This window comes from Vibrio sp. Hep-1b-8, from assembly GCF_006124995.1.
Classification (GTDB): domain Bacteria; phylum Pseudomonadota; class Gammaproteobacteria; order Enterobacterales; family Vibrionaceae; genus Vibrio.
Map to the genome: position 1 here is coordinate 47662 of NZ_QEWN01000111.1, position 14597 is coordinate 62258.

Below are 14597 nucleotides of genomic sequence, written 5' to 3' on the forward strand. Positions count from 1 at the left end.
TAATCCTCTATAACTTACCAACAAGGTTGATAAAGACACCCTTGGCATTGTAGTCATCATCGTTGGCTAAGTTACTGTCAAAGCCAGAGAAGTTATAGCCAATACCAACTTTAAAGTTGTCAGAAAGATGTTTGTTCACTGAAACAAGTGCACCGTGCTCAAGTTCATCATTGAGCGTATCGGTTTTCCAGTGATATTCGCCCGTCACATCCCACTCTTTAATGACATGGTAGGACGCGCTTAGACCATATAGGTTGATGTTGCTTTCGACCGTTTCTACGCTCCCAGAAGCACGCTCAAAATCCTCTTTCTTATCTTTGTGCGCGTATTTAGCACCAACATCGACTTTGGCGTTTACCGAGTAGATACCTTCCACTTCGATGATATGTGACTCTTCATTGCTGTAATCGACATCACGATCGAGATTATCTTTGTCGGCAATATACGTATAGCGGCTAAGCAGATTTAATCGATCATTATAGATAGGACGATACGCTAGGCCACCTGTTACTTCAACGAAGCGCTCTAATGTTTCATCGGTCTCTTTACTGATCGATTTCGAATAGTTGAATTTGCCGAACAAGGTATATTCTTCGGTTAAGTTCTGAGTGTATCGGTTGGTCGTAACAAACTGATCCACCCTACGCTTATTGACATCGACATTTTCGTTGCCTTTATCAACACGGTACTCAATCTTATGCTTGAGGTTAACATCGTCAATATCCATATTGGCGGTGAACGTCACCGCTTTACGTTCCGTGATTTCTAGTTTACTCGGATCGACGTCGTTTTTCTTCTCAATTTCACCCTGCTGATAACCGATACCAAAATCAATGTCGTCACTCATATCGTAACCAAAGCCAAAGGAGTCAATCTGCCCTTTGCCGTTGTTCTCATTAACAAACTGATTTTCCTGATAGAAATCGACATTGGATGTCAAATCGGCACGCTGCCCTACGACAACGTTATTTTGCCCTTCGTAGTTATCGTCCGTATAAGTTACATAGGTGGTGTAATTCTCTGTGATGTCGTAACTTGCGGTTGCCTCTGCCGAATCACCGCGATCACCTGTGGTGTATTCCGCTCCCAACGAGAGATCATCAAACACTCGGAATTCAGCACCCACAGAGACACTGTCGTTATCGTCATACTGAGCCGTCTTATCTACCGTAGACTGGCCTTTAATATATACGCTGTTGTCACTGTCCCAGATATAGTCAGCTCTTAAGCCCGCTAGGGTACCCTTACCCTTTACGTTTTCACGATTCAGCTCGTCGACTTGTTTTGCTGCTGCCGAAACTTTAACGTGATCGGTCAGCTTAAACTGAGCTTCAAGCTCAGCCTGCTGAGTATCGGTTTGCTTAGTACCATCGAGCTCTGTCTCTTCAATCGAGGTATAGCGCGTCGCAAAGCTCAGTCGATCGGAGGCTTGTAAACGCAACTCGGTTCCGTATGACAATTGCTCCAAATCGTCACTTTGGCTGGCATAGCTGTAACCCGCATCTTTCGATTTGTACCAAGCCTTAACATCGTTCCCCACTGCACCAAAAATGTTCGGAGCAATGTCGTATAAGCTTGCAACACCTTTAACCTGTATCGAGTCACCTTTACGCTCATCAAAGTCTTCACCCACTGGGGTAAAGGTTAAACCACCATCAAAAGAGACAAAGTTTGAATCCGTCTGACGGCCCTCGCTGTGTGCCCATTCCGCTTTGATGTATGTCCCTTCTGTTGCGCGTAGCGTCAGATCCGTTCCCGAAGCCTGATAGTTCTGACCATCTCGCTCTTCAGTTGCGTAGTTGACTCCAATACCAATGTAGTCGTTTACCCAGCCCTTAGCGCGACCACCGTAAGTCAATGAATCCTTAACGTCGGAGCCTCTTGGCACGTATTCATAATCGACCGCAAGATAGTTTTCAAAACCGTCTGTTGGTGTGTCATCAATCACGCTGCCAAAGCTATCTGAAATGATGTTGTTCAGAGGTCGCATCAAGATGATTCGGCCCTGATATGGGTCGATTTCATAGTCTCGGCCTGATTGAAGTGGTACTTCTCGCTCTGATATACCCGAGTCCTTATTGACGACTTTGACATAGACTTTGTCACTGCCTGGGACTAACTCACCATGACGTAGGAAGTAAAGTGCCCCCCCTGTACCGAGAAATTCATCATGAGCAAAAGAGGAGTCTGCTGACGCAGCGAAGCCAACAATATTGAGTCTATCTTCGCCATACCTAGTGGTAGAACGGGTACGATAATCTCCTTTAAAACCATACAAGCTACGGTTGTAGTCATTGTTGTCGGTGCCAGTCAGTCCAGTGTTGTAGTTACCCCACACTACCCGAGACTTATCGTACTCAAGATCGAAGTATACTTTACCTTTAGTGTTCACCACCTTGTGGATGTTGGCTCCATCGCCGTAATCACCATAGTAAAGTTCATCATCGTCTTCGAGAATGTCGAAGACAGACGAGTCTTCCGCAGCAAATGGATGCTTGAAGATGTCTTTGATCTGTCCATCTTTACTATCAAAGTGCGTGGTTAAACGTAACTTATCGCCGAACTTGCCCTGACTGAAGTAGGCAATACGTCCTTGGTTGTAAACATCATCCTGATATTGGTCATTGACACCCAATGCTCCGGTATCACCCGTTACGCGGTTTTTACCAATATACATATCGGCCAAACCTGCCTGTGCGTAGTAGGTATCTGGAATACGCACGTACAACTGATAGCGGCGCTCATCGCCATTGTCAAAGATGACCTTGGTTGGAAAAATATAGGCGTCAGCAGGCAAGAACTGCTCGGCGTATAGCTCTCCATCTTCAACTTCGAATTCATCTTCTCCAATCACCACTTTATCGACACCTTTAAGCCCGGTACCAATAAACTTAGCCAACCCCGAATTGGTCGGGATGTTATGCCGCATTAGCTGCGCACGACCAAAACTTCGCGCCAATTGCTCTTCGCTCTGATTACGATCGATATCCACCTCAGAATCTGGGCGTACTAGGTCAATCACGCCGATAGTCGTGATGTCCATGTTGCCGTCTTTATCCCAAGCTTTGAACCTGAATTGCAGTTGGTTGCCGATTTCGAATGCATAATCAGTGTCGGTCGAGCCATCCCAACTAATATCAATATCGTTCGCAACCTCAGTACCTTCGATGACCTTAATCGGCTGAGATAGGCTGCGGTCTTGACCACGGAAAATCTCTATTTGATAGCGTTGCATGTAGTAGCTGTAGTTTGAGCTGACGGTAAAGTTAACCTTGTCAGATAACTGTCCCTCTTTAACTTCTAGCTCATCACTCACACTTACATCGAGTACTGGTTCAAAACGGGTAATATCTCGGCTAGCCCAAATAGCGCCCTCTTCGAGATAGATGCGTGAGCTGTCTTCCTGTTGATGAACTTCGACCTCAATACCCGTGGTATCTGTGTCGATTTTTTCCAACTGACTGGTATCTTTTGCCACTGCCATAATGGGAATGGCTGCCATAATACTTACTGCCAAACGAGTCATTTTGAATTTATTCATAATTATTCCGCCAATCGCGTCTGTTTGTCGTTATAGTTATTCACGATTACTCTTTGTCCTCTACCGAGACACTGAAGTTAAACTTGGTCAGTTTGTTGGGAGAGATCCGTTGTACTCTTGGGTTTTCGCTGATGACTTTCATGCCTGTCGGCAATGAATCGGTATCAACCTTCACCAAGAAGTTCTTACCTTTTTTATCTAGAACCCACTGATCTGGTACATGGTAGCGACCGTACTGATCGGTTTCTATCACAATACCTTCTACTGTGAGTAGTCTTACACCAGGGATGCCATCCTCATAGATCCCTTTGTTTTCTATGACGATTTCCCACAAGTAGTGATCACCATCTTTGAATAGGTTTCTGGTTACATCAAGATTTTCAGCAGATAACCCCTGTTGCTTATCTCCAACATGGTTCGAACTAATATTGCCCTCTCGATCAAACACTAGGCGCGTTCCAGACTCAGTAATAACGCTAAAGCTGAATCCCTCTTTGGTCTTCGTTTCAAGCTGGAAACTCACCTTGTTGCTCGATGGTAAGGTACGGTTTTTAGACATCCCATATAGCTCGTCTATCTCATAACCAGCCACTAATACCGAATCAAACTGCTTTGACTGTTTTTTCGATTCGACCGCATGCCCATAGTTATGCTTAAATTCGCCAGCCTGATTAACCTGCACGCCATAGACATTACCCGTATGCTCACCTCTTGTATGACTACGGTCTTTAAGATGATGCTCTTTTCCATCACGAATCATCACTGTGGTGTTGGCAATATAATCTCTGTCACTGACGTTCGCAGACAACTTTACTTCGAATGCGGTTGCATCAGCTTGGAAACCATCTTTGTTATGATCTTCAAACACTTTACCTATGATAGAAGCCGTGTCGAATACCTTATCTGGCATGACTTCAACCGTCGCGGTGGCGGTGTTTGATTTCTCTTCCAAAGCGCCCGTCACCTGACCTTCAGGTGGCGCCATTGCTACCGCTGAGTTGACGTACTTGCCGAATGTTGCGCCAACAGTCACACGCAGTAGGTAACGAATACGAACTTGCTCCGTGATGGTCTTGTCAGCACCGCCATAGGCCAACATATCACCCACATTAAAGGTAAGCGTGCTCGTGACAGCTGGATCATCCGTGTTGATGACATCATCATTGGTATCAAACTGACCATCAGGACCGCTATTGGTGATCTCTGTGGAACCAGGAACATAAGCGAAGCCTGATGGGTAACGATCCACTAGCTTAACGTTCTTAAATTCTGATTCGTTGTTGTTGATGATGGTCACTTCATACTCAACAACGTCGCCGACCTGCGCATCTGTTTTCAGCGCTTCTTTGGTCACCAGCAACTCACCTTCATTGTCAGCAAACTTCTTGACGTGAATAGTGACATCATCCGATGCAGAAATGCCAGTCGCAGGGTCAGTGACAGTAAAGGTATTGGTGATGTTGTCATCCAAGCCTTTGTTCAATTCACCGGTAATCTTAATCACATAGCCATTACCCATGTAAGGCAACAGATCGAGTGAAAGCGCTCCATCGGGAAGCATCAGATCTTTATCGGTAAACTCGCCTTTCTTCTGACCACTCGGCCACTCTTCAATCGTTCCTTTCCAAGTGGTAAATAAGGCATTGCCGTTCGCCCCCACCAGCTTAGTGATTTCATCCACCATTTGTGCACCAGAAATGGTCGCCGATCCTTCATTGCTCACACGAAGAATGTAAGTCAGCTCTGAATCATCATTGGTGTACTCAGCGTTCTCACCTTTATCTGTGGTTTTGTCGATTGCAAAGCTGACAGCTTGAGGAGTGATCATCGCACTGACGGTTTCAACCGACACATTTCGTGTTGACGGCGTTGCAGATTGAGACTCGTCGATCTTATGCGTTGTGTTGATAATTTCACCCATAGCACGAGCATCTATGGTACCCGTGATCGCGATTTCAACTGTATCACCCGGAGCAATATCACCCGAGATATCAATGTCATCATTGGCAGCCAATGTACCCACATTAATGTTGGTTCTAGGGTCGGTGCTTGTCGCAGTGATGTTCCAATCGGTAAAGGCATTAACAACTTCACGATCACCGCTGGTTACGTCCGGTTTAGTCGGAACTTTCATCCGAGAAATCGCATTTCTCAGCACGATATCGTTGGCAAAACCTTTACTGTCGTTAACTAGCGTGATGCGGAATGTCGCAGCTTGACCTGCCTTATAGATTGGGTTGTCCGCTGATTCACTGATCACGACGTTATCTGGTTCAGGGATTAGGCTTGCAACGGCAGTCGAACGCTGTGGGCGACCACTGTTGTTGATTACCATCGATGCTTTGTTATCAATCTGTCCGTTAGCAAACTCATTCACTGTGCCTTTAATCACCAGCTCAAGAGTGTCGTTTGGCGCAAGATTGACGATCGAATCCACCTGTTTGTTGTCTCCGCTAGGATCTGGGGAAATCGTCGTCAGCTCGTTGCCTTTGTTGACTTCAATGTTCCAACTAGAAAACGCAGCTTCTTTTGCCCCATTCACGGTATCCACTACCATTGAATCAAGGAGATCTTTCAGTTGAATGCCAGCAACAAAGGCCTCGTTCTGGTTAGCAACAATGACACGGAAGACAGACTCTTTACCCGGTTCATAAGCCATTTCTGTCTCAGTTCCGGTTTCACCAACGTATTTTTCCAATGTCAGAGATACTGGGCGGTGCTTGATGATCGCCTCTGCATTTAACGTTGGCTGACCAGAAAACTCCACACTTACCTGGTTGATAATATCCGTCGTTGCATAACGGTTGACCGTACCATTTATCGTAAAGGTAACCGTGCTGTTCGGTGCAATGTCTGCAATAGTATCGATATCAGGATTGTTGCCGCTAGGCACAGACGTCAGTGATGAAGTGACATCACTCAACTGTGTCTTCACTGTCCATGATTCAAATGCCGTGCCGTTCGAACCATCAACCAAAGTGACCAAGACATCGTTCATGATGTCTTTGATGATCACATCATTGGCGAAACCTTCTCCGCCATTGGTGATGGTTACGACAAACTGTGCACTCTGTCCGGCCTGATAGAATTCTTGGTCAGCGATTTTCGTCACCGATATATCTGCTGGCTTAGGCGTAATCGTGGCACTCGGCTCAAAATTTTTGCCATCGTACGCCACCTTGGCGGTGTTGACGATATCACCTATCGCTTTGGCATCGACTTCGCCTTGAATCGTAAACGTAATCGTATCATTCGGCGCTAAGTCAATCGTCGCATTAATATCGCTGTTCCAAGCGTAACTGCGTTTATCCACCGATGTCATTGGATCGTTAGCGGAGTAACTGACTGTCCAGCGACTAAATGCTTGTCGGTCAACGCCATCGGCTGTCGATACCATGACCGCAGAAATCAAATCTTCCAGCACTATGTCATTGGCAAAGGCAGCATCCTTATTGACGATTTTGATTTCAAAGCCGTTAACCATTCCCGGAGTATAAAGTGGATCGAGCGGCTCTTTTGTGACTTCAATCGTTGGAGTCAGTGGCGTACTGATCGCTTCATCTTCAAGCGTCTTACCATCGTATTCAAGCTGAACGACGTTTCGCACTTCGCCTATGATTTCAGGCTTGAGTTGCCCTTTGATCGTAATCGTCACAATGTCTTGCGGCGCAATATCAATGGTGTTGTCGATATAGTTACCCGATAGTGCTGGCAAACTGGTGTTTCCATTGGAAGAGACGGCGCTAATTTCAATCGTTGCTGGGTCAAATACTGATATCGTACTGCCGTAGATCGTTTCCGCACTGATACGATCAACTAAGTCCGTAACCTTCACATCGGTCGCCCATACTCGCTGTGTATTGGTCAACACTAGCGTATAAGTTAGGGTATCTTGCGCCTGATAAACACTCTTATCGACGGTTTTCGACACGGTCACTTCCGCATCCATCGGCAAATAAGTTGCCGTATCGTTAGCCCCGTCGACGTCATCAGCGGTGACACTCACTTGGTTAGTAATGGCCCCGATCACATTGCTATTCACGGTGCCTTCAAGATGAAGCTGAATCTGAGAGCCGGGGGCGAGATTGAAATCACCACTAAACCCATCCGGTGCATCAAAAGCCGATTGGTCAATCACAATTGTTTTGCTTACCGAAGGATCTACGATGGTGATCGAACTGGTTGCACTATCCCATGAGTTGAACACTCGACCTGGCAATAAACTGTCCACGACATCCGCTCGGATACTTGACGCGATATCTTCAACATGAAGATTTTGCAGATAACCCGCGCCGGTATTCTCAATCACAATATCAAAGCCAATCGAATCACCAGGCGCATAAAGCGCTGGAGATAGCGAAGCTTGTTTCGTGACGGTCAGAGCACCTTGCTGAGGATAGATAAAATGCTGCTGTAAATCGTACTGTTTGTTGTCGACGTATAGCGTGTTACCAAACTTGCCAATCGCATCGTCTCTAACTTGACCTACCACTTCGATTTTAAGCACTGTCGGCTCGGTACCGGCCGCACCTAATTTGACGACGGCATCAATATCGCCGCTGGTCTGAATGGTACTCGCATCGTTGTGCGCAGCGCTGATATTCGACACAAACGTTGCGTTAGTCGTCCAAGATTTAAGTGCGGTCTGCATTGAACCATCAGCGGTCAGTACCGTAAATTTCGAAATCTCATCTTGAACACGCACATCTGCATTCGAATCGGCTCGGTTGGCAACGTACATGGTATAACGCACTTCACCACCTGGCGTGTAACTTGGAGTATCAGTCGACTTAGCCGCGATAATATCGGCGTCACCTTGGCCAAGTACTATTGAGTTCGAGTCCTGACTGTCAACTTTCGCAATGTTAGTGATGGTACCGGTCGCATCGGCATCGACAATACCTATCAGACCAAACACGACTTTATCGCCTGGCATCAGGTCGAAAGTGGCATCAAGAGGCATATTGCCTGAGTAGTTACCTGAAATAAAGAAACGATCGCTACTCGGTTGTTCAATGATGGTGGTCGAAAGTCCACTGAATGCTTTGGCACCAGTCGATGTACTAATGGCATTGAGCTTATCGATAATCGCGACGTCATTGGCAATACCTTCACCACGGTTTTCGACCGTAATGGTGTAACTCACCTGACCAGCTGGATTGTATTCACAACCGCTGCCACTGTTCGATGGGAAGCTACAACTACTGCCATCCGCAGTGGTATTGGTAACCAGTTTTTCGAACACGAGATCAGGAGCCACTGGAGGTATCTCTGGTGTTGCGACTTGGTGATTACCACCCGTTGCTTGGTTCGCGTCAATGGTACCCAGTGCGTCTGGTCTGATAGTGCCCTTGATCAAGAACTGAATCTCTTCTCTCGGTGCAATATCAGCGACGATGTCGAGATCACCTGTTTTGTCATACGGAGGTAGATAGGTATCGATGTCACCATCTAAACCTGTAGAAATCGTATGCGTGATTTCAGTGTCCAACAATGCTTGGGTAACATTGCCACCGAGCACTTCTACGGTAATGTTCGATAATAGGTCACGCAGTACAGCATTGTCGCGCCACACTGGCGTCGTATTGGTGACAGTAAACTGATAAATGACTTCTTCGCCCGGTTTATATGTATCGCCATTCGAATAGGGTCTACCACCAATCGATACAATCTCTTTGCTGACATCTAGATTCGATGTTTCTGGATTGATTTGCGACTTACCAAACCCAGCACCATTGTATTTAGGCTGAATGGTCACCGCAGTCACTGCATCATCGCGGATCCGGGATTCCATCTTAATATCAATCCAACCATTGGCGGCAATCGACAACTTAGGAATATCAATATCCACATCGGTGCCACCTACGAATGAACCAATATCGGTCGTCACTTCATCAGATTTTGCAACCGAGACAAGCCAAGTAGCAGGTTGGTAAACCACGCCCTGCTGGTTGTCTGGTTGACCTGCGGCAATTTGCGCGAGCTTTGATTTCAGCTTGCTAAACTCTTCACTCAGATTCGCGTTGTACTCAGTACCCTTACCTTTGTTTTCAAGACGCAGACGGTAAACCACTTTCTGCCCATCAACAGTATGGTTGTAGGTTCCCTTTTGCGTTGCATAACTAGCATCCGTGTAGGATTTATGCAGTTTTTCAACATTGGCTGGCAGCATATCTACCCTCTCTGACGGGAGATTATGCTTACCATCAACCTTAGCAATATTTTGTATGGATCCGACCGCTTTATCCGACACATGCGCCTTAATCGTGTACTTAACGAAGGTGCCTGAAGGTTCAAAACTGCTCGCAGCGAGGTCAAACACCGTATCTATATTGGTGTTGTTGGCGACAGAACCCGCGTTTGACAGCGATGAACCATCAACGTCGGTATTGATCGTCCAACTCGTAAATGCTGGACCTGTTGTGCCATCGAAATATTCGGTTGAGATTCCCTGAATATCATCAAAGATGGCAATGTCTTGTAAGTGAACATTGTTTTTGTTTTTGAGCAGGATCTGATACTCGATGTAACCACCAGGTGTGTATCCACCCGAGAGCTCGGTGCTACCGTCAACATCGTATATTTTAGTCACATGCTTCTCAAAGTCATATTTCTCAGTGTCGGCCTTCGACTCAGCACTCACTGTGTCACCGTCGACCTTGAGCAAGTTGACAATAATACCTACCGCATTGGCATTAACTTTAGCACGAACAACATACTCAACCGTTTCACCAGCCGGAATTGAAGCATGCGTATTTATATCTTGGTTATTTACAATGGTTTTATCGAGATCGACTTCAGCATGCGGATTGCCACCAACAACCTTAGGTTCTATCGTCCAACCTTCTGGAAAAGCAACGCCTTCGCTACCATCAAGCAAACTCACTTTGATAGTTGAAAGTGCGTCGACAACAGGAATATTGTATGCTCCGCCCTTACCATCATTTTTGATCGTGAGATGGTAAGTCAGCTCAGCACCTGGTTGATAGTTTTTCTGCTCGACTGTTTTAGTAAACGCTAGATGGTAGGCGTACGGTTCAACCGTAATTCCACCAATAGTGATATCCCCTACGGCATCGTCACGTACTACGCCTTCGACGGTATAGAGGACATAATCTCCACCTGCAACGTCTATGGTTGTCGTGATGTTTTCATTGTCCTTAACCACACCATCTAGCGTGCCGTCCGTTGTGCCATCGCCACCATCGCTGTCTTCTTTTTCAACCGCGACAGAGAAGGTGTCATTAAACGGGTTAGCATTCCTTCCATCTAAAAGCAGAACGCTTACTCCCTTAATGTTTTCAGCCACACGATAGTTATTGAAATAACCACGGTCAGAACTGACTTTTACTTTATAAGTCAGCGTGTCACCTGGTGCATAAAACGCACTCTTCTTACCATTGACCAATAGTTCACGAGTCGTTGTGCCTCCACTATCCACTCGTTCCATTTCATGGTGCGACACATGCGACTCTTCCGAGACTTGTTTGTAATCACGGAAGATGTAGGCGTTGTTGGCGATGATAGGCTCTAATATCCCTGCTGAATCACGAGAACCAACCACGTTGTCTTTGACTCGAGCTTTGATCTTAACAGTGCGCGTCTCGCCAGCTGCTAGAGAAAACGAGCTGCTAACACTACCTGGAGGATAGACAAGATCTTCTGTAGTTTGACCTTGCCAACCGGCACCGTCACCGTAATCAAACTCCCAGTATTCAAATGGAGATTGGTCTTCATACTCTTCAAACTGATTGTTCTTCTTGTTGGCAAGTACCGACTTAATTTCCTTAATTGGATCAACAAGTTTCAGGTTGTCTGCCGTATTATCACTGTTGTTCTGTAAATAGATAAAGTAGGTCACATCCTGTCCCGGCGTGAAACGACTCACATCGGCAGTTTTTAGGATAGACACGTTCAGTTTTGCGCCACCACTGCCACCAATTTCGGCGGTCGCGGATTGGTCAAGATTATTAACTGGGTCGTGGATCTCTACTGTGTTAGACATTTCGTCTTTGCTGTAGTCATTTTTGACTAAACCGCGAATTTTATAGGTAACAAAACCCATCCCCTGAACCGTTTGAGGGTCAATATCAATACGGGTATCTATGTTACCGTTGTTGGGGTAGTTCGACTTCACATCAGGATAACTACCTGTTTTAAAAGGAGAGTTATTCTTATCTGTGATGGCCTGTATTGTCCATTCCGAAAACGCATTCATACCCGCGATATCATCAGTGACTTGCACTTCATTCGCGTAACCTGCACCACGGTTATAAACCGTGACATCAAACTCTACCCACTGCCCCGGAATAAACTCATTCTCTTTGGTGGTTTTTACTACGACAACATTGGGCGCTTTTGGATAAACCACAGCAGCATCTTGCATCCCTGACTGAGAGTCTGAATCTGGAGTTTCAACTACGGCACTGTTGTCTATACGCTTATAGATAATTTCGTCACCATTACTGCGATCGATCTGAGCAGTAATGGTATAAACAACCTCAACGTTTGGCGCAATCTGGGCGACGGTATCAAGATCTTTGTTATCTTCAAAAGTCCCGACCTTGGTGAAAGTACTATTGCCGTTTAGCAGTGGATCATCCGAAATAATCTCTGCATTGATCGTCCAAGAAGAGAAGACTTTTTTCGAAACGTTGTCTGGTTCAAGTAGGCCTGCCTCAATCGTCGAAATGCTATCTTTGACTTTTACATTAGTGGCATAACCATTCCCTTTCGCATTGATAACACGCAGACGATAGGTGATCTGGTTTTCCATTTTGGAATAGCTGGTTTGATCGGTATGGAAGTTCGCATCGTTGTTTGTTTTTACTTCTTTGATCAGATTAATATTGAAATCTCGAGGATCCGAACCTCGGTCAGCATAGACGGAATCATCCACTTTCACGCTGTTCTGAATATGACCATCCACCAATGGATTGGTCTTAGCTTCAATGGTGTAGATGACGTAACCGCGCGGCTCAATCGTTGCTTTTACATCCAGAATGTCAGGACTGCTCACACTACCACTGATGCCTGTGTCTGATGCCGTTGATGGTGAACCGTTTTCTTTATACGCTTGTGCGGTAATAGTCCAACTATCGAATGCAGTAATCGTATTGCCAAAGATGTCGACAGTTTCTAGCTTATCGATGGCATCCATAACATGCACTTGGTCTGCAAAACCATCACCGTCATTATCAACACGAATAGTGTAAGTTAGCGTATCACCTGAAGAGTAGTAACGTGAATCAACATCTTTACTCACAAGAAGGTTATCCTCAGGCATCTGCACACCCGAACCTTCTTCTGTCACGTTATCACTACACGCAGGGTTATCATCGAGAATCAGACCCACGCTCGAATCGTTGACTTCGGCAGTAAGCTTGTAAGTCACGAACTTACCAGGTGCAACATCTGGTGACACTGTCACTGGAGAGCTGGTCCACGAGCCATAGCTATATTGGCCATGATCGGTACCTTGATTATCTTCTGCGCTGATAGGTTCCAGCTTCCAACGTTTGAAAGCCTGCCCCTGACCTGCACCAGCAGCCATATCTGTGGTAACACAAGTTAAGTCATCGACGATTTGCAGATCGTTAGCGAAATATTTTGACGAAGAGTTGGAAACTTTAATCTCATATTCAACGGTATTGCCCGGGATATACTCAGACTCTTTGGTCGTTTTAACGATCTTAATTTCAGAGTCAGAAACATTGAGCGTTCGCTCTGCAGCAAATATATTGCTGATTTGCGCGTCTTGCTCAAGCGCACCATCAGCGTTGAATATCGCCGCATTAGCCCCTTTTATCTCACCGATCGCGACGGGAGAAATACTCGCTTTAAGCTGATAAGTGATGCTTTCATTTGGGTAAATAGAAACTTGGTCATCAAAATCTACATCTAATTGAGACCCGAGGTCTTTATACTTGGAAAGAGAATTGCCACCAATATCGGCCACCTCAACACTCCACTGAGCGAATGGATTACCAGATAAGTCGCTGCTATTGTGCTCAGGTTGTAAGTTGTTACCTAAACCTAAGTCAGTGATCAGTTGTTTGATATTGTGTTTAACATGATAGCCGTAAGCAATGCCTTGACCGCGGTTGCTAACTTTAACAGTAAAGACACGCTCTGAACTAACCAGATATGGCGATGCATTATTGAGTGTATGTTCAATACTAACTATGGGCTGAGCTGGGGGAGTGATTTGCTCATCACTTTCAATATTGCCTTCTTTGGTATGCGCTGTTGCTGAAGTGACAATGTCTCCAACAAGATCGTTAGCTACCGTCGTTGTAACGGTATAGGTCAGCTTGCCTCCTACCACAATCTTTGCGTCTGTAACCGCCAGATCACCGCTCGTAGCAAAAGTACCAAGTTCACTGCCACTACCGGTTGTTTTACCACTAATGGTGACATTACTAAACGGAGATGAAGTTGCTCCGTTGCTATGCTCGACAGCCAGTGATTCGAACGCTTGATTGATATCAAGACCTTGAACTCGATAACTGCCTGTGTTGGTCACCGTGAGAGTATACGTCAGTGAATCACCGACGAGGTACTCATCTTTATCTGCCGAGAGCGCCAGTTCATATTGGTAAGGAACTGGGTTAAAAACACTCGCCACACTCGGTACAAACACTTCTGCGCTACCATCGCCATCAACGTCTGCTCTAACCGTGGTTTTGCCAAGTTCTATTTTACCAATCGCATCATCACTCACTTTGGCTTGGATGACATAATCGTTGCTACCGAATGGGAATAACTTTGCATCAGATACCGACAGATTCGAATCACTGCTGGTAAACGAACCAGGGTTTGACCCCCAACTATTTGAAGCCGTAATTGTGACTGAACTAAACGCTTTACCACGGCCAGACTCGGTGTTGGTCTGTGTATCCCAGACAAGGTCTTCCACTTCTACGTCACGGAATGTTTTCGCAGTAGTATTTTTTACAGTGACATAATAATCAATCAACTGACCATTTTCGTATGTCGAACTTGCAGGTGTAACAACAACTTCTATATCTGCCGCAAAGGCTTGTATAGAAAACAT

Annotated in this window: 2 protein-coding genes; both read right to left on the bottom strand. The window is 45.7% G+C overall.

Annotated elements, in window-relative coordinates; all coding sequences use genetic code 11:
• Positions 1-7 precede the first annotated feature (7 nt).
• Positions 8-3541: a hypothetical protein gene (locus DA100_RS13405; protein WP_138972605.1), complete on the bottom strand. Its 3534-nt coding sequence runs from the start codon at positions 3539-3541 to the stop codon at positions 8-10.
• Between the two features lie 46 nt (positions 3542-3587).
• Entirely contained in the window at positions 3588-14597 is an 11010-nt protein-coding gene (locus tag DA100_RS13410; protein WP_138972606.1) for a DUF11 domain-containing protein, read from the bottom strand.